The organism is Rhodococcus sp. NPDC056960, assembly GCF_042674125.1.
GTDB lineage: Bacteria > Actinomycetota > Actinomycetes > Mycobacteriales > Mycobacteriaceae > Rhodococcus_F.
Genome location: NZ_JBHURF010000002.1, coordinates 395,961 through 412,816, shown reverse-complemented (window position 1 = coordinate 412,816; position 16,856 = coordinate 395,961). Strand labels below are relative to the sequence as shown.

The window sequence follows — 16,856 nt, the reverse complement described above, 5'->3', positions numbered from 1 at the left end:
CGCGAGCATGACGCGCGCCGCGCTACCGCTCAGCAAATATCCATACCGACCGTACTGTTTCAGCGCACCCGATTCCGGGCGACAACCGCCAGCCCCGACAGCACCAGGCACCCCAGCAACACCAGCGCGGGGGTGACTCCGGGATCGCCGCGGAAGACCTCGATCACTGCGGCGACGAACGCCATCACCGTGAAGAACCCGAGGATCCCGATCAGAACCTCGAGCCGCTGCCGCTTCGCCACCGGATGCATCCCCGACACCTCGGCCGTCAGCTTTTCACGCCGCCGGCCGTCAGGCCCGACACGATGCGACGCTGGAACAGCAGCACCATGATCACCAGCGGAATGGTGACGATCGTGCCCGCCGCCATGATCGCCGCGTACGGCACGACGTGCGGGTCGTTGCCGGAGAACCGAGCGATGGCGACGGTGACCGGTTCGGTGGCGTCGCTGGAGAGCTGGCTCGCGAGCAGGTACTCGTTGACGGTCGCGATGAACGCGAGGATTGCGGTGGTGAACAGGGCGGGCGCCGCGAGCGGCAGCATCACCAGACGGAACGCCTGACCACGGCTGGCACCGTCGATCCGGGCCGCCTCCTCGAGCTCCCACGGGAGTTCCTTGAAGAACGATGTCAGCGTGTAGATGGTGAGCGGCAGGACGAAAGAGATGTTCGGGATGATCATGGCCTGGTAGGTGCCGATCCAGCCGATGTTCGTGAACAGCTGGAACAGCGGGGTGACCAGGGCGACGACGGGGAACATCGACGCCCCGAGCACGATGCCGACCACCACGTACTTGAACCGGAACTCGATCCGGGCCAGCGCGTAGGCGGTGAAGATGCCCACGGCAAGGGCAATGGCGGTGGTGGCGCCGCCGATGATCATGCTGTTGACGACGGCCCGGGTGAAGTTGTTGCCGCTGTCCGTCGACAGCGCGTTCTGGAAGTTCTCGAGCGTGAGGTGCGTGGGCCACGGCGTGGTGTCGAACGTGTAGTCAGGGTCGCGGAACGCCGTCACCATCATCCAGTAGAACGGGGCGAGACCCCAGACGAGGATGATCGCGACCCCGATGTAGATGCGGGAGTTCTTGAACGCGAACCGCTTCGGACGGTTCCGGGGGGCGGGCTCGGCAGGGAGTTCGAGCTCCGGGGCGCGGTGGGTCACGGCTTCGGCCCCTTTCGCTGGGCTTCCTGCGTGTCGACGGCATTGGCGCCGAGGAACTTCACGAGGACGAACGCCACCGCGAAGATGAGAAGGAACGTGATGGTGGAGAGTGCGGACGCGCTGTTGAACCCTTGCCGCACCTGGTCGACCACGAGGATCGACACGGTCGTGGTGGCCGGGTTGCCGCCGGTCAGGATGGCGGGCAGGTCGTACATGCGCAGGGCGTCCATGGTGCGGAACAGGATCGCGACCATCAGCGCCGGCTTCACCAGTGGGAGCGTGATCTGCCGGAATCGCTGCCATGCGGAGGCGCCGTCGACGCGGGCCGCCTCGTACACGTCCTGCGGAATCATCTGCAGACCGGCGAGGATCAGCAGGGCCATGAACGGGGTGGTCTTCCAGACGTCGGAGATGATCACGGCGAACCGGGCGGGCCAGGCGTCCGACGTCCACAGGATCTCGGTGCCGAGGATCCGGTTGGCGATGCCGTCGTACGCGAAGATGAAGTACCAGAGTTTGGCGGTGACCGCGGTCGGGATGGCCCACGGGATCAGGACCGCCGCGCGCAGCAGGGCCCGGCCCTTGAACGTCTTGCCCATGATGATCGCCATCCACAGGCCGATCGCGACCTCGAGCGTCACGGTGACGACGGTGAAGAACGCGGTGTTGCCGACGGCCGCCCAGAACTGGGAGCCCAGCGTCCCGGGCGGGCACGCCATGGCCACGCCGCTCGGGGAGGTGCACTGCTGCAGGATCCAGTGCGTGTAGTTGGTGAATCCGGCCCAGCCGCCCTCGACGAACATGCCCGTCGTCGGGTCGAGGCCCGCGTCCTTCTGGAACGACATCACCACTGCCCGGACCACCGGGTAGCCGATGACGACGGCCAGCACGGCCAGCGTCGGCACGACGAACAGCCACGCGCGGCGACCGCTCATCCCGAAGCGCCGGTTCTCGCTCGCCTCACGCGAACCGCGGCCGGGGTTCGAATCCCCGGCCGCGGTGCGGGCCGGCGCCCCACTGGTGGTCCCAGTCGGAACGGCCATGTTCACTCCTGTGCTGTTACGAGCCTGCGGACTGGATACCGGACTGCATGTCCGTGATCGCCTGGTCCACCGACTTCTCACCCTTGATGGCAGCGTAGGCGTTGTCCTGCACAGCCTTCGACACAGCGGGGTAGAACGGCGTGACGGGACGCGGGACGGCGTTCTCGATCGACATCTTCAGCGTCGGCATGAACGGGTAGGCCGCGATGATCTCCGGGTCGTCGTACAGCGCGGCGCGAACCGGCGGCAGGGAACCCATCGCGATGATCCGCTGCGCCTGCTCACCCTGCAGGAACGCGAGGAAGTCGCGGGCCGTGGCCTTGTTCTCGGAGTACGCGCTGATGGCCGCGTTGTAGCCGCCGAGCGTCGATGCGCCGATGCCGTCCTTGCCGGGCAGCGGGGCCACCGCGTACTTGCCCTTGACCGCGGACGAGTCCTTGTCGGCGGTGCCGTACACGTAGGGCCAGTTCCGCAGGAACAGCGCCTTGCCGTCCTCGAACGCCTTCTGGCTCTCCGGCTCCTTGAACGTGGTGTCCTGGGCGGGGATGTCGCCGTTCTTGAAGTTGTCGACCAGCACCTGCAGGCCGGCGCGGGCCTCGGGGCTGTCGACGGTCGGGGTCTTGCCGTCCTCGCCGACGAACGAGCCACCGTACGCGTTGATGACCTCGGCGGTGTTCACCGTCAGGCCCTCGTACGGTGCGAACTGACCGGCGTAGCAGTCGATGTTGTTGGTCTTGGCGACCTCACACGCGGCGGACAATTCGGCCCACGTCTTCGGTGCGGCGGGCAGCAGGTCGCTGCGGTAGTACAGCAGGCCGCCGTTGGTGTTCTTCGGCGCCGCGTACTGGGTGCCGTTGTAGGTGGCGCTGTCGACCGTGGCGGGGAGGATTCCGGTGTTGTCGACCGCGAACTCGCCGGACAGCGGCTGCAGCCAGCCCTTGGCCGCGAACTCCGCGGTCCAGGGGACGTCGAGTGCGACGACGTCGTAGTCGGACTGCTTGGCCTGCAGGTGCTGGACCAGGTCGTCGTGCGCCTGATCGGCGTCGTTCGACTGCTCCTTGAACGTGACCTGCTCGTCCGGGTGCTCGGCGTTCCACGCGTCGATGATCTGGCGGACGACACCGGTCTCGGTGGTGTCCTTGCCCTCGACGTACGTGATGGGTCCGCGACCGTCGAGGTTCTCCGACGTGGAGTCGCTGCCGCTGTCGCTCGAGCAAGCGGTGAGCGTGACCAGCGAGGCAGCGGTGGCAAACACCGCGGCGCGCCGGACCGCTCTCGAAATCTGAACCATGGAGTCTCCCCGTAGGTAGATGTGGATGAACCCGATACCGGCGGCACGACGGAGCTCGCGGCACCGGCGCGGTGTCGGAACATACTGTGGCATGGAACACCGTCGAAGTCGTGCATTACCCCCGACCTGAATCGGTCAGGAGACGCCGCGATCAGCTGAGCCGGTACCCCTCGGACGCCGAGAACAGGTGCACCTGCGACGGGTCGACGCGCAGTTTCACCAGGTCACCCTTGCGGGGCGGGTTCCGCCAGTCGGCGCGGGCCACCAGCTGCTGTGTCTCACCGTTGACGGTGCTGCGGCCGTAGATGTAGGCATCGGATCCGAGCTCCTCCACCACCGCGACCTCCATCGGGATGCCCGTGGTGGACAGTTCCAGATGTTCGGGGCGGATCCCGACGACGACCTGGCGTTCGTCGGTGTCGGAACGCAGCTGCCGGGGCAGCGGGATGGTCGCGTCGCCGAGCACGACGCCGTCGGCGGTGATCGGCAGCGTGAACAGGTTCATCGACGGCGACCCCATGAACCCGGCGACGAACACGTTCGCGGGCCTGTTGTAGAGGTCGCGGGGCGACGCGCACTGCTGCAGCACCCCGTCCTTCAGCACGGCCACCCGGTCGCCCATGGTCATGGCCTCGACCTGGTCGTGCGTCACGTACACCATGGTCGTCTCGAGGCGGCGCTGCAGTTGCGCGATCTGGGTGCGCGTCTGCACCCGCAGCTTCGCGTCGAGGTTGGACAGCGGCTCGTCCATCAGGAACACCTGCGGCTGCCGGACGATGGCGCGTCCCATCGCGACGCGCTGCCGCTGCCCGCCGGACAGCGCCTTGGGCTTGCGGTCCAGGTACGGCTCGAGGTCGAGCAGCTTCGCGGTCTCCTCGACCCGCGTGCGAATGTCGTCCTTCGCGGCGCCCGCGAGCTTCAGCGCGAAACCCATGTTCTCGGCCACCGACATGTGCGGGTACAGCGCGTAGTTCTGGAACACCATCGCGATGTCGCGTTCCTTCGGTTCCTGCGTGGTGACGTCGCGGTCACCGATGAGGATCCGCCCGCTGTGGACGTCCTCGAGCCCTGCCAGCATCCGCAGCGACGTCGACTTGCCGCAGCCGGACGGTCCGACGAGGACCAGGAATTCACCGTCCTCGATCTTCAGGTCGAGCGTGTCGACGGCCGGTTTGTCCGAGCCGGGGAACAGGCAGGTGGCACCGTCATAGGTCACTGTGGCCATGAACGTCGAAGTCCCTTCTACCCGGCGCCGCGCTCAGGTGCGTGAGAATGTACCTGTTGACACACCTTCTCACTCACCTGTGGGTTCGTCGGGTACGAATTCGCCTCGGTCCGAATCATGTTGGTCGCATTCATGTACAGGTTTTTCCACAGCTGGGGATGGACGCGCCAATGAAACGGGGCGGTGAATACCGTGTGAACACAGGCCGCTTCGCGTCCCGTGCGCCTTTTTGGTTGCCCTAGCTACCAGAAGGGCGCACGGGCGGGGGCGCCTCGAACCGGTCCGGACTGTCGACCACGCCTGCGCTGCAGGCGGTCAGGCGGGGCTCGGCGCCACTCGTGCGGACCCGCACCCGGTCGGTGCCGTCCGGGTGCCGGACCAGGACGTCGGTGTCGCCGTCCGGTCGTGGGCTCGCCGACAGCGGGATCACGTCGTCCAGGCCGAGCAGCGACCGCTCGACCCGGACGGTGTGCTCGGCGAATTGCAGCACCGGGTCGTCGGTGCACCGGCCGCGGTAGTGCTCCGGCACCACCCGCCCGCGATCATGCTCGGCGACAATGCGTTCCGCGGCCTCCGCGGTGACCCGGCCGTAATAGATGCCCGACGGCAGGCACACCATGGTCGCGGCGAACCGGTCGCCGCCGACGTGCGTCGACTCCCAGACCCGTCCGCCGCGATGGCCGAGACCGGTGACCACCGGGCGTCCGAACGACGCGCAGCAGGCGTCCTTCTTGCCGTGCGTGCAGACCAGGAACAGCGATTCGGCGGCGCCGAGTCGTTCCCCGCGGCCGGGCGACAGGGTCAGGTCCAGGTCCAGCAGGTCCCGGTCCTCACGCACCAGCAGTCGCTCGGCCCAGCCGTCGTCGCGGCCCGGCCGGACGAGGTAGACGTGCCGTCCGCCGGCGAGGTCGCGGCGCTGCCGGGTGCGGATCAGCACCGGACGCACCCCCGCGTCGGCGCACCGGGCGGCGAGCGCGTCGCCGAGGACCGGGTCGAGGCGGCTCTGCCGGAGCCGGTCGCGGCCCCACGGTCCGGGTTGCTCGATCAGCAGCCAACCGCGCACCCGGGGCGCGGTGCCGCACAACGGCTCCTGGAGTGACCGGGACAGCGCCGCGCAGGCCGGTGGCGTCCACCCGTCGGGCAACGTCGTCACCTGCACGCTCACTCACCAGACTGCATATGGTTAGGTTCACCTATCTTCTCCCCCCTTCGAGATCGAGGTCCCGGATGCGTTCCGCCACGTGCTCCCCGAATGTCACCGACGTCCAATGGCAGGAGATCGTCGACGCCCTGACGCGACGCGAGTTCGGCGCCGGACTGGGTACAGCAGCGCTGGCCGCGATCACCGCCGCGTGCGCGCGGCCCGACGCGGCGGCGGGCAGCGACGGCGAACAGCGCACCGTCACCCACGCCATGGGGACGACGACGGTGAGCACCCGGCCCAGTCGCATCGTCGCGCTCGACAGCCTGCCCATCGACACCGTCGTCACGCTCGGCAAGACCCCGGTCGGCGCGGCGCAGGCCGGTTCCGCCGACGCACTGCCCGCCTACCTCGGCGGCGGACTGGACAGCACCACCGTCGTCGGGTCGATCGCCGAACCGAACCTCGAGGCCATCGCCGCACTGCAACCCGACCTCATCCTCAGCAGCAAGCAGCGGCACGGCGACCTGTACGACGCGCTGTCCGCGATCGCGCCCACCGTTTTCGCCGTGTCGCCGGCGGTCGACTGGCAGGGAACGGTGCGGCTGTTCGCCGAGGCCATGGGCGAGAGCGCGGCAGCAAAGGCGAAGTTGTCGGCGTTCCACGCGCGGGCCGCCGCACTGAGCGACGCCACCCGCGGCCGCACCGCACACGTCATCCGTGTCATGGACGACGGCCTACGCCTGCACGGACCCGGCACCTTCTCCGGTTCGGTCTTGACCGCGGCCGGCTACACCGTCACCGGGCAGGCATGGGACGCGAAGAACGACATGTCCGAGATCTCGCTCGAGAACGTCGCCACGATCGACTCCGACATCGCGTTCGTCGCCAACACGGCCGCACCCGGTGAGCTGGGAATCGACCCCGCACTCGTCGGGCAGATGGGGCCGTCACGACGCGACGGCGTCCACCAGACCGACTACCGCGTCTGGATCACCGGCATCGGACTCACCGGCGCAAACCTGATCCTCGACGACCTCGAGCGGCTGTAGGCGCTTCGCGCCCGTGCGCCTTTCTGGTAGCACCCACGACCAGAAAGGCGCACGGGCGATAGCCTGCCTGGGTGAGTTCCGACAAGATGCTGACCCGTATCGGTGGGCTCCTCCGGCAGGCGGAATCCACCGACAACCCGCACGAGGGCGAAGCATTCATGGCGGCCGCCCAGCGGCTCGCCACCGCCGCGTCGATCGACCTCGCGGTGGCGCGCGCACACGCGGCCGGCCGGGAGAAGCGGGCCACCCCCACGCAGCGTCTGGTCACGATCGGTGAACCGGGCAAGAAGGGACTGCGGACGTACGCGCAGCTGTTCCTGGTGATCGCCGCCGCCAACGACGTCCAGTGCGACATCGCCCAGACGTCTGCCGTCATCTATGCGTACGGGTTCGCCGGCGACATCGACGTCTGCGAGGCCCTGTACGCGAGCCTGCTGATCCAGATGGTCCGGGCGTCGGACGCCTACATCAAGTCGGGTGAGTACCGCGGCGAGACGACGGTGCGGACGCAGGTCGAGACGCGGGGACGCCGCCGGGTCGCAACCCGGGTGCGACGGCCCGTCGCCGGTGTCACCGCCCGGTTGAACTTCCAGCTCGCTTACACCGCCCGGATCGGGCAGCGCCTCGCCGACGCCAAGACGGAGGCCGAGGAGCAGGCGGTGTCCGTGCCGGAGTCGTCGGCGGAGACGGCACTGGTGCTGCGCGACAAGCAGCTCGAGCTGAAGGACTACTACTCGGAGAACTCGCAGGCCCGCGGCACGTGGCGGGGAGGGCGGGCGTCCGCCGGACATTCGTCGAGTGCCCGGCGCGCCGGTGACCGCGCCGCCCGGACCGCCCGCCTGGGCAACTCACCCGAACTGCCGGCCGCCCGCAAGCAGATCCCGTCGTGAAGCGGCCCCGCGACAGTCAGCGGACCGCCGTGTACGACGCGGAAGCCCTCGTGCGCACCATGTTCGACCGCGCCGACGAGCGCGGGCTGCGCGTCGTCGACGTCCTGGGGTCGCAGGTGACGCTGCCGGTGGAACGCAAGTTCGCGTCGATCGACTCGGTGCAGGATTACGTGGACCGGGTGCTCGCCCTGAACTGGGTGCGGTCGACGTGGACGCGGGCAGCCACCCCGATCCACGTCCGCGCACGGTCGGGCAACAAGGCCGCGCATTACGAAAGCGATTGCGCCACAATCGCGGTCCCCGAGCATCGGAACGGGAACGCCTGGGCGTTCAGGGAACTGGTGGTGCTCCACGAGATCGCCCACCACCTCGACCCGTCCGACCCCGACTACCCGAGTGTGGCCCCGCACGGGCCGGAATACGTGGACCGCTACCTCACCCTGGTCGGGGAGATCATCGGCCCCGAGGCGGCATTCGTCCTGCGGACTATGCTGCTGGCGGGCGGGGTGCGGCTGAACTGAGGTGCCTCAGACGCGGGATCGCAGCCTGACGAAACGGATCTCACGGCCCGCCGCCCGGAAGTCGGACGCACTGCCGTCGACGTCGAAGCCCATGACCCGGGCGAGCCGCATTCCGAGTTTCGGATGCTCCGACCCGTAGTGCGCCATGAAGTCCGCGCCGGTCTCGGGATCGAGGAATTCGGCCGTCACCGACAGTCGACGGCGGCCCACCTGAATCGTCGCGTCCGGCTGCGCCCGCAGGTTCCGGTACCAATCGGATTTCGGGCCGAAACCGGCGGCCAGCACGTACCCGTCGTCGACGGCGTCGTGGTTGACCACCTCGAGCACGACCTGCCGCCGGGCGCCGCTCTTGCGACCGACGTGTTCGAGGAGCAGGAACCTGCCGCCGAGCAGGAACCCGAGGTGGCAGCGGTAGAGATAGATCGGTGCCCGGAGGAACGCCCGCCGGAGTCCGGTGGGCGGGTCAGGCCGCTGGGTGACCTTCACAGACTCAGTGTTCCACGTCCGCGGTGTGCGGGCGGCGGTAGTCGGGTGAACGTACCGCTCGGCGCTTCCGAGGCGTCGAACGGTACATTCGCCCGCTCGGGTCGTCCGACCGGCGGGTTCGTTGTGCCCCCGCCCGTCGCGCGAGCAGTATGGATCCAGAAGGCCCAACGTCTACTCCGAGGAGCCACGAATGACTCGTCCAGTTCGCATCGGTGTCCAACTTCAGCCGCAACATGCGCCCGAGTACGGGCTGATCCGCGACGCGGTACTGCGGGCCGAGGACGCCGGCGTCGACATCGTCTTCAACTGGGATCACTTCTATCCGCTGTACGGCGACCCGGCCGGCGCCCACTTCGAATGCTGGACGATGCTCGGCGCGTTCGCCGAGCAGACGGAGCGGGTGGAGATCGGCGCACTCGTCACGTGCGCCGGCTACCGGAATCCCGACCTCCTGGCGGACATGGCCCGCACCGTCGACCACATCAGCGGCGGACGACTCATCCTGGGCATCGGCGGCGGCTGGTTCGAGCGCGACTACGACGAGTACGGCTACGAATTCGGCACCGCCGGGTCGCGGCTGAACCTGCTCGGCGAGTACCTGCCGCGGATCACCGCGCGGTTCGCGAAGCTGGAACCCGCACCCACCCGGCACATTCCGATCCTCATCGGCGGTGGCGGCGAGAAGAAAACGTTGCCGCTGGTCGGCAAATACGGCGACATCTGGCACAGCTTCAGCGACATGGACACCTACCGACGTAAGTCGGGGATCCTCGCCGAACACGCCCGCAGTGCCGGACGCAGCCCCGACAACATCCAGCACTCCACGTCGTGGCCGGGTGTCGACGACGCGGCAGCCCACGTCGACGCCGGCGTCACCCTCTTCACCGTGGGTGTCGGCGGTCCGGACTACGACCTCGGCACGCTGAAGGAGGCCATCGCCTGGCGCGACGAGAACACCCCGCCGCCGCTGTCGGGCCTGGCGTAGGCGCTTCGCGCCCGTGCGCCTTTCTGGTTGTTGGAGCTACCAAAAAGGCGCACGGGCGGCGGAGCCGCCTACAGCCGCTCGAGGACCATCGCCATGCCCTGACCGCCTCCGACGCACATGGTTTCGAGGCCGAACTGCTTGTCATGGGTGGTCAGGTTGTTCAGCAGGGTGGCGGTGATGCGGGCGCCGGTCATGCCGAACGGGTGTCCGAGGGCGATCGCACCACCGGAGACGTTCAGCTTGTCCTCGTCGATGTTCAGCTCCCGCGCCGACCCGATCACCTGGACGGCGAACGCCTCGTTGATCTCGACGAGGTCGATGTCGGAGATCCCCAGCCCCGCGATCGCGAGGGCCCGCTTGGACGCCTCGATCGGCCCGAGTCCCATGATCTCCGGGGAGAGCCCGGACACTCCGGTGGACACGATCCGCGCCAGCGGGGTCAGACCGAGTTCCTTGGCCTTGGTGTCGGACATGATCACCAGCGCGGCGGCGCCGTCGTTGAGCGGGCACGCGTTGCCGGCGGTGACGGTGCCGTCCGGCCGGAACACCGGCTTCAGCTTGCTGACGGCCTCGTAGGTGGTGCCGGCGCGGGGGCCGTCGTCGGCGCTGACCACGGTGCCGTCGAGCAGGGTGACCGGGGTGATCTCCCGGGCGAAGAAACCGTTGTTGATGGCCTCCTCCGCGCGGTTCTGCGAGCGCACCGCCCACCGGTCCTGCTCCTCGCGGGTGATGCCGGTGACCTGCGCGACGTTCTCCGCGGTCTGGCCCATCGCGATGTAGGTGTCCGGGACCAGGCCCTCCTGCCGGGGGTCGACCCACCGCTGGCCGCCCTGGGCGAGCTTCTCGGTGCGGGTCTGCGCGTCCGCGTACAGCGGGTTCTGGGTGTCGGGCAGCGAATCGGAGTTGCCCTTGACGAACCGGGACACCGTCTCGACGCCGGCGGAGATGAACACGTCGCCCTCGCCGGCCTTGATGGCGTGCAGCGCCATCCGGGTGGTCTGCAGCGACGACGAACAGTACCGGGTGATGGTGGTGCCGGGAATGAAGTCGTAGCCCAGCTGGACGGCGACGTTGCGGCCCATGTTGAAGCCCTGCTCGCCGCCGGGCAGACCGCAGCCCAGGATCAGGTCGTTGATGTCGGTCGGGTCCAGTGCGGGCACCTTGTCGAGGGCCGCCTGGACCATCTGCGCGGCCAGGTCGTCCGGGCGCATGCCCACCAGCGACCCCTTCATGGCACGACCGATCGGCGAACGGGCAATGGAAACGATGACGGCCTCGGGCATGGGTAACTCCTACCGATTGACGTGGTGGACGGCAGTCGGTGCGGACCTGCAGCCCCTCAGTTCTAAGCATATGCTTATTTTCTAAGCGTTTGCATATATTGTCTGTGGGGACGGCACGGTGTCAACCCCCGGAGACGTCCCTGGTTGCGCTTACACAGGTCCGTTTGTCATGCAGAGACAACGGGGTCGACGAAGATGTCGATCGTCAGGGGATCGGCACCACCGTAGGTCGTGAAGTCGGTGACGCCGGCTTCGGCGAGAACCTCGACGTCGAGAAGGGTGCGGCCGTTGTCGGTGCCGGCGGGACGGCCCAGGAGTTCGATCGCCGCGTCCGCCATAATCTCCGGCGACCGCGCGTGCCGCAGGCTCGTGTCGCCGCCGAGCAGGTTGCCCACGGCCGCGGTCGCGATCGTCGTCTGGGGCCACAGGCAGTTGCTGGACAGCGGCGTGTGCGCGTACTCGGCGGCGATCCCCAGCGTCGCCAGCGTCATCCCGTACTTGGCGAGCATATATCCGGGGTGGGCGCCCAGCCACTGCGACGACAGGTTCAACGGGGGCGAGAGCGTCAGCACGTGGGGACTCGGCGACTTCTGCAGGTAGGGCAGGCAGGCGCGGGTCAGCGCGAACGTGCCGCGCACATTCACCTGCTGCATCAGATCGAACCGCCGGAGGGCGAGGTCTTCGGTCTTCGAGATGTCGAGCACACTCGCGTTGTTGACCACGATGTCGATGCCGCCGAAGTTGTCACGGGCGGCATCGACGGCCCGGGCGATGTCGCTGTCGTTGCGGACGTCGCCGACCACGGCCACCGCGCGTCCACCCAGTTCGTTCAGTTCCCCGACGGCGGTGTGGATGGTTCCGGGCAACCGTGGGTCGGGGGTGTCGGTCTTCGCGAGCAGGACGACGTTCGCGCCACGACTGGCGAGAGCGCGCGCGATCGCGAGGCCGATGCCGCGACTGCCCCCGGACATCACCACGGTTCGCCCATGGAAGCTGTTGTCTTTCATCGCATTCCTTCGTTTCTCCGGAGCAGAGGAAGCCCGCACGTAATGCCGGTCCTCACGGTAGAAGGGCCGTCGCGCCTTGGCCACGCCCCGGAAGCACCAAGGATCAGCCGCGGCTTGTCCTGTCCGGACAAAGACATCCTCAACCCGCCGAGCTTCTGCACGACAATTCCCTGGTAGAAGAGATTTCCGGTGAAGTGGTGCCCGCAGTGCCGCCAGGCTCTATTGTCCTCACCATGGCTTTACACGACGAGAACGTCGCGCTTCTGGTCGGACGCATCGCAGCTTCACTCAACCAGCGCCTGGTCCCGCTGACCAGCGACATCACCGAGGTGCTCTATGCCGAGATCCCGGACCTGCGCGCCGACCGGCAATTGTTCGACCTCCTGCGAGCCAGCGTGGAGGGCAACCTCGACACCATCTTCCACACGCTCCAGCACGATATCGACCCGGAGGTCCTCGATGCGCCGGCTGCCGCCATGGAGTATGCGAGAAGACTTGCCCAGCACGGGGTTCCCGTCAACGCGTTGGTACGCGCCTATCGGCTGGGGCAGACGAACCTGCTCGGACTGGTTTTCGACGAACTGGGCGGTGCGGCAGTCTCGGCCGAGCTGGGTGTGCCGGTGCTCCAACGCATCATCACCGTCATGTCGGTGTACATCGACCGGGTCTCCCAGCAGGTCGTCGAGGTCTACGAGCGGGAACGAGAGCGCTGGCTGGCTCACCAGAGCAGTGTCCGGGCGGTTCGCGTGCAGGAGATCCTGGCGGGCAACGATGATCCGGACGTCGGCGCCGTCCTCAACTACGTTCTGCTCCAACGCCACCTCGCCGCGATCATCTGGGTGCCGGACACCGATTCGGGTGACATGCTGGCCCGGATCGAGGCCGCGGCACACGACGTCGCCGGCTTCGTCGGGGGCGTGACGGATCCGTTGTTCGTGGCGGCGGACCGCGTCACCGGATGGGTGTGGATCCCTCTCGGCGCGCGAACACGTGCCCCGCGCGGGTACCGCGAGGTGGGCGAATTCCTCACCGGGCGGTATCCCGGGCTCGCCATGGCCGTGGGCGAAGTGGCGCACGGTCCGAACGGTTTTCGCCGCTCTCACGGCGGCGCGCACCGCGCCCGTGCGCTCGCCCTCGCCGCAGGCCGGAACGCCCCCGTCGTCACGTCCTACGACGAGCCGGGGGTGTCCACGGTCTCCCTGCTGATCGACGACCTGACCGCGACCCGCGCCTGGGTACGTACCGTCCTGGGTGGCCTGGCCGCCGACAACGACAACGCCGCCCGCCTGCGTGAGACCGTGCAGGTCTATCTCGCGAACAATCTCAGCAACGTCACCGCAGCGAAAGAGCTGGGCCTGCACTACAACTCCGTGAAGTACCGGGTGAAGCGCGCAGCCGAGGAACGCGGCGAGGACTTCACCCGTGACCGGCTCGCCGTCGAACTCGCGCTCCTCGCGTGCCAGTGGCTGGGGCCCGCGGTCCTGGCGCCCAACTAGACGAAGCCCCGGTCACGCGGGCCGGCTTTCACAGCACGTCGCCTCCGCTTCGCCGCAGGTAGCGCAACGCGGACTGGGCGGCGTTGTACCCGCTCATGCCGTGCGCTCCCGCCCCCGGCGGCGTCGACGCGGAGCACAGGTAGGTGCCGGGGACGCCGGTGCTGTAGGGGTCGAGGGCGATTCGCGGTCGCAGTACCACCTGGGTTTCGGTGTTGGCGCCGCCGATGATGTCGCCGCCGACGTAGTTCGCGTTCGACGCCGCCAGCCGGACCGGACCGCTGCTCACCGTCGCCACGACGCGCTCGCGGAAGCCGGGGGCGAACCGTTCGATCTGCGCGACCACCGCCTCGGTGGCGTCGCCCGAATAGCCGTGCGGAACATGCGCGTACGCGTACAGCGGGTGCAGGTCACCCTTGGACCGTCCGGGGTCGGCGAGGTACTGCTGCCCCACGAGGACGAACGGACGCGACGGCATCCGGCCCGTCGCGACGTCGCGTTCGGCGTCGGCGATCTCCGCGAAGGTGCCTCCGAGATGGACGGTTCCGGCACGGCCGCAGTCGGGGTTCGTCCACGGCACGCCGCCGTCGACGGCGAAGTCGATCTTGAACGCGGCCGGCCCGTGCCGGTACCGGCGGTAGGCCTTGGCGACCCGCGACGGCAGCCGGTCGCCGAGGATGTCGACGGCGGCGGACGGCGCCACGTCGAGCAGGACGACGTCCGTGGGCGGGAGGTCGCGGCTGCCGCGGACCCGGGTTCCGGTGGTGATCTTGCCGCCCCGGTCGGTGAGCATCGCGGCGAGCGCGGTGGTGATCGACTGCGATCCGCCCTCGGCGACCGGCCAGCCGTAGCGGTGGCCGGCCGCGACGATCATCAACCCGACCGCGGAGGTGGCGGGCCGATCGAGCCGGTAGTAGGCGTGGGCGGCGACCCCGCCGAACAGGGCCCGGCCCCTCTCGGTGCGCCACCAGCGCGCCGTCGCGGTCGCGGGCAGCAGGGCGCGCGGACCGAAACTCGCGAGCTTGATCGGGTGCCGGGGAATGTTCGCGATCGGGCGCATCAGGTCTGCGGCGAGGTCGTCGAACCCGTCGGCGAGACCGCCGAACATCCGCTGCCAGCGCGGCCCGTCGGCACCGAGGCCGGCGGCGGTCTCCGCGATCGACCGATGCAGCAGGCCGGCGTCGCCGCAGTCGAGGGGGTGGGCGCAGTCGATGTCGGGCCACTTCCAGGTGAGGCCGTAGCGGTCGAGCTCGAGGGTCTGCAGATACGGCGACCCGGCACCCATCGGGTGGAAGGCCGAACACTCGTCGTGCAGGAGTCCGGGGACGGTGAGTTCTCCGGAGCGAGTGCCACCGCCGATGGTGTCGGCCGCCTCCAGGACCTGCACCTCGACCCCGTGACGGGCGAGGTGGACCGCGGCAGCGAGCCCGTTGGGCCCGCTGCCGACCACGACTGCGGTCGTCACGGCCGCACCGCCACACTGTCGTCCGTCATCACGCTCTCCTCGGTCTCACCCTCCAGTCTCCACCGGACGTCGAACGGAATGGGACCGTTCGGCAACCAGGGCTGCTCGGCGATGGCGTCGGTGACCTTGTAGGTGCCGCGTTCGATCACGCCGAGGGCGGCGTCGATCACCTTGTACTCCTGGACGCCCTTGTGGATGGGTTGCGACTCGATCCAGGCGACCACGAACTCGCCGGGAGCGAAGTTGCAGCGACGCTGGAGCGCGGCGATCAGGTGCTCGTTGTGCAGGTGGCCGTCACCGAAGTTGAACGCCACCAGCGAGTTACAGCTGAATTCGGCCTCACGCAGGGTGTAGGTGTCGATGTCGTCGCCGAGATGCCGGCTCATCAGCGAGAGCAGCGCGCGGCCCTGGCTGTGCATCGACCGCCAGCCGAGCAGCTGGTGCATCACGACGTCGGCCACCTCGGGCGGATAGGTCGCCAGCAACTGGGTCCGGGTGTTCCGGCTCGGTCGCTTGACGAACTGGTCGAGCTTGTCCTCGGCACCCGGCGCGAACGCCCAGGTCGCCGACGCCCAGTTGCCCGCGTACTGGCGCATCGAGGGAAGGAACGAGACGAGGTCGGGTCGCAGGTTGCCCAGGATCGGGAAGAACACCAGGGCCGCGATGATCACGGCGAGCAGCAGCGGCGAGGAGAAGTCCGACAGTCCGAAGCCGGAGGCATTCGGGAAGCCGAGGAACAGGAAGATCGCCGCGTACGCGAACAGCAGGTTCCATTCCAGCGGCACCGCGAGCGGGAATGTCGACAGGATGAACAGGTGGAACGCGACCATCAACACGACCGCGAGCAGGGTGACGGTGCCATTCGTGGAGAACAGCAGCACCAGCGGCGTCACCACCTCGACGACCGTGCCGAGCACGTGGGCTACGCCGCCCGCGACGACCGAGGGCCGCAGGTCGTTCGGGAAGTTGCGGTAGTGGGCGCGCTTGATCGACTTGACCGGCAACCAGGGGGTGTTGGACAGCATCGGGGGCACGACCATCGAGAAGTGGTGTCCCAGTTTGGAGATGCCGGCACCGACCCACACCGACACGATGAGCAGTTTCAGCGCGACGATCATGTCCACGAACGGCAGGACACCGAAGAAGACGATGGCGGGGAAGTACTGCTCACCGCGGGCGGCGATGAAGATGACCTTGTCGCGCAACCCGATCACGACCAGCAGCGCGATCAGCGGCAACAGGAGGGCTGGGTTCACCAGACCGTGATTGCCGGGCAGCACCGCGTCGATCGATGGAGTGGGCACGCCGGCAAACCCCAGCGCCAGAGCGGTGTTGACGAGGATTGCGAGGTAGACGAACACGTCGAAGACGGTGCGGGTGTCGCCGGACGTCAGTGGCACCTTCCCCGGCCACGGTGGAAGCCGGATGGTGCCGGGCCGCAACCAGAACAGAGCGCCGCCCATCATCGGCTTGAAGTGTCCGGCGAGCGGGCCCCAGGACCCACCCAGGCCGAGTGCCTCGATCAGCAGCGTCCACAGGATCATCTTCTGGTAGACGATCGGGGCGTTCCACCAGGCACCGACGTCGAGGACGTTGTAGCCGGAGGTGAACGTCGCGATCGACAGACCCGCACCGAGATAGAGGACGAGCAGCTTCAGGATGTAGATGGTGTGCACCATCTTCGGGGTCCCGAAGCCGTAGTCGACCCAGTGCGTCGACATGGCGCGGATGCGGTCGAAGAACGGGCGGTCGAGGAAGGTGGCGGGGTCGACGTCGGGAAAGTTCCCGGTCTTGAATCCCATGGGAGGCTCC

16 protein-coding genes are annotated in these 16,856 nt (G+C 68.3%); 5 read left to right on the top strand and 11 right to left on the bottom strand.

All coding sequences use genetic code 11. The annotated features are described in order from the left end of the window. Nucleotides 1–59 precede the first annotated feature (59 nt). The 6 genes from ACFTWF_RS04900 to ACFTWF_RS04875 form a co-directional block, all read right to left on the bottom strand. Nucleotides 60–251 carry a hypothetical protein gene (locus ACFTWF_RS04900; RefSeq protein WP_378460143.1) on the bottom strand — a complete coding sequence of 64 codons (192 nt, stop codon included), beginning with the start codon at nucleotides 249–251 and terminating at the stop codon, nucleotides 60–62. A 17-nt stretch (nucleotides 252–268) separates the two neighbouring features. Beyond that, nucleotides 269–1,162 carry a carbohydrate ABC transporter permease gene (locus ACFTWF_RS04895; protein ID WP_378460142.1) on the bottom strand — a complete coding sequence of 298 codons (894 nt, stop codon included), beginning with the start codon at nucleotides 1,160–1,162 and terminating at the stop codon, nucleotides 269–271. After that, nucleotides 1,159–2,205: a carbohydrate ABC transporter permease gene (locus ACFTWF_RS04890; RefSeq protein WP_378460141.1), complete on the bottom strand. Its 1,047-nt coding sequence runs from the start codon at nucleotides 2,203–2,205 to the stop codon at nucleotides 1,159–1,161. The genes ACFTWF_RS04895 and ACFTWF_RS04890 overlap by 4 nt, the downstream gene beginning before the upstream one ends. Nucleotides 2,206–2,221: 16 nt before the next feature. Next, complete coding sequence (locus tag ACFTWF_RS04885; protein WP_378460140.1) at nucleotides 2,222–3,496, bottom strand: ABC transporter substrate-binding protein; 1,275 nt, start codon at nucleotides 3,494–3,496, stop codon at nucleotides 2,222–2,224. 151 nt (nucleotides 3,497–3,647) lie between these two features. Further along, nucleotides 3,648–4,721: an ABC transporter ATP-binding protein gene (locus ACFTWF_RS04880; protein WP_378460139.1), complete on the bottom strand. Its 1,074-nt coding sequence runs from the start codon at nucleotides 4,719–4,721 to the stop codon at nucleotides 3,648–3,650. 238 nt (nucleotides 4,722–4,959) lie between these two features. Beyond that, a complete protein-coding gene (locus ACFTWF_RS04875; RefSeq protein ID WP_378460138.1) occupies nucleotides 4,960–5,886 on the bottom strand; it encodes a sucrase ferredoxin in 927 nt (308 codons plus the stop codon). 62 nt (nucleotides 5,887–5,948) lie between these two features. Here ACFTWF_RS04875 and ACFTWF_RS04870 point away from each other — a divergent pair, with 62 nt between their 5' ends. From ACFTWF_RS04870 to ACFTWF_RS04860, 3 genes are all read left to right on the top strand, one after another. Next, nucleotides 5,949–6,914, top strand: coding sequence for an ABC transporter substrate-binding protein (locus ACFTWF_RS04870; RefSeq protein WP_378460137.1), 966 nt, complete (start codon nucleotides 5,949–5,951; stop codon nucleotides 6,912–6,914). A 71-nt stretch (nucleotides 6,915–6,985) separates the two neighbouring features. Continuing rightward, nucleotides 6,986–7,804, top strand: coding sequence for a DUF2786 domain-containing protein (locus ACFTWF_RS04865; protein ID WP_378460136.1), 819 nt, complete (start codon nucleotides 6,986–6,988; stop codon nucleotides 7,802–7,804). Then, a complete protein-coding gene (locus ACFTWF_RS04860) occupies nucleotides 7,801–8,325 on the top strand; it encodes a TIGR04338 family metallohydrolase (RefSeq protein ID WP_378460135.1) in 525 nt (174 codons plus the stop codon). Before ACFTWF_RS04865 ends, ACFTWF_RS04860 begins: the two co-directional genes overlap by 4 nt. A 6-nt stretch (nucleotides 8,326–8,331) precedes the next feature. On the opposite strand, the gene ACFTWF_RS04855 is transcribed toward ACFTWF_RS04860, so the two are convergent. Beyond that, complete coding sequence (locus tag ACFTWF_RS04855) at nucleotides 8,332–8,811, bottom strand: nitroreductase family deazaflavin-dependent oxidoreductase (RefSeq protein WP_378460134.1); 480 nt, start codon at nucleotides 8,809–8,811, stop codon at nucleotides 8,332–8,334. 190 nt (nucleotides 8,812–9,001) lie between these two features. On the opposite strand from ACFTWF_RS04855, the gene ACFTWF_RS04850 reads away from it, so the two are divergent. Next, nucleotides 9,002–9,796, top strand: coding sequence for an LLM class F420-dependent oxidoreductase (locus tag ACFTWF_RS04850; RefSeq protein WP_378460133.1), 795 nt, complete (start codon nucleotides 9,002–9,004; stop codon nucleotides 9,794–9,796). Nucleotides 9,797–9,864: 68 nt separating this feature from the next. On the opposite strand, the gene ACFTWF_RS04845 is transcribed toward ACFTWF_RS04850, so the two are convergent. Next, nucleotides 9,865–11,079: an acetyl-CoA C-acetyltransferase gene (locus ACFTWF_RS04845; RefSeq protein ID WP_378460132.1), complete on the bottom strand. Its 1,215-nt coding sequence runs from the start codon at nucleotides 11,077–11,079 to the stop codon at nucleotides 9,865–9,867. Between the two features lie 167 nt (nucleotides 11,080–11,246). Next, nucleotides 11,247–12,086: an SDR family oxidoreductase gene (locus ACFTWF_RS04840; RefSeq protein ID WP_378460131.1), complete on the bottom strand. Its 840-nt coding sequence runs from the start codon at nucleotides 12,084–12,086 to the stop codon at nucleotides 11,247–11,249. Between the two features lie 233 nt (nucleotides 12,087–12,319). Between ACFTWF_RS04840 and ACFTWF_RS04835 the strand changes: the two genes are divergently transcribed. Continuing rightward, nucleotides 12,320–13,582, top strand: a complete 1,263-nt coding sequence (locus ACFTWF_RS04835; RefSeq protein ID WP_378460130.1) for a PucR family transcriptional regulator — start codon at nucleotides 12,320–12,322, stop codon at nucleotides 13,580–13,582. Between the two features lie 28 nt (nucleotides 13,583–13,610). On the opposite strand, the gene ACFTWF_RS04830 is transcribed toward ACFTWF_RS04835, so the two are convergent. Together ACFTWF_RS04830 and ACFTWF_RS04825 are read right to left on the bottom strand one after the other, a co-directional pair. Further along, nucleotides 13,611–15,044, bottom strand: coding sequence for a phytoene desaturase family protein (locus ACFTWF_RS04830; RefSeq protein ID WP_378460129.1), 1,434 nt, complete (start codon nucleotides 15,042–15,044; stop codon nucleotides 13,611–13,613). Further along, on the bottom strand, nucleotides 15,041–16,846 hold the full coding sequence (locus ACFTWF_RS04825) for a DUF3556 domain-containing protein (RefSeq protein WP_378460128.1): 1,806 nt from the start codon (nucleotides 16,844–16,846) through the stop codon (nucleotides 15,041–15,043). Before ACFTWF_RS04825 ends, ACFTWF_RS04830 begins: the two co-directional genes overlap by 4 nt. Nucleotides 16,847–16,856 lie beyond the last annotated feature (10 nt).

Coding starts and splice junctions, on each gene's coding strand:
- ACFTWF_RS04900 (WP_378460143.1), bottom strand. CDS start 251: ATGCATCCGGTGGCGAAGCGGCAGCGGCTCGAGGTTCTGATCGGGATC.
- ACFTWF_RS04890 (WP_378460141.1), bottom strand. CDS start 2,205: ATGGCCGTTCCGACTGGGACCACCAGTGGGGCGCCGGCCCGCACCGCG.
- ACFTWF_RS04885 (WP_378460140.1), bottom strand. CDS start 3,496: ATGGTTCAGATTTCGAGAGCGGTCCGGCGCGCCGCGGTGTTTGCCACC.
- ACFTWF_RS04880 (WP_378460139.1), bottom strand. CDS start 4,721: ATGGCCACAGTGACCTATGACGGTGCCACCTGCCTGTTCCCCGGCTCG.
- ACFTWF_RS04870 (WP_378460137.1), top strand. CDS start 5,949: ATGCGTTCCGCCACGTGCTCCCCGAATGTCACCGACGTCCAATGGCAG.
- ACFTWF_RS04850 (WP_378460133.1), top strand. CDS start 9,002: ATGACTCGTCCAGTTCGCATCGGTGTCCAACTTCAGCCGCAACATGCG.
- ACFTWF_RS04845 (WP_378460132.1), bottom strand. CDS start 11,079: ATGCCCGAGGCCGTCATCGTTTCCATTGCCCGTTCGCCGATCGGTCGT.
- ACFTWF_RS04840 (WP_378460131.1), bottom strand. CDS start 12,086: ATGAAAGACAACAGCTTCCATGGGCGAACCGTGGTGATGTCCGGGGGC.
- ACFTWF_RS04835 (WP_378460130.1), top strand. CDS start 12,320: ATGGCTTTACACGACGAGAACGTCGCGCTTCTGGTCGGACGCATCGCA.
- ACFTWF_RS04825 (WP_378460128.1), bottom strand. CDS start 16,846: ATGGGATTCAAGACCGGGAACTTTCCCGACGTCGACCCCGCCACCTTC.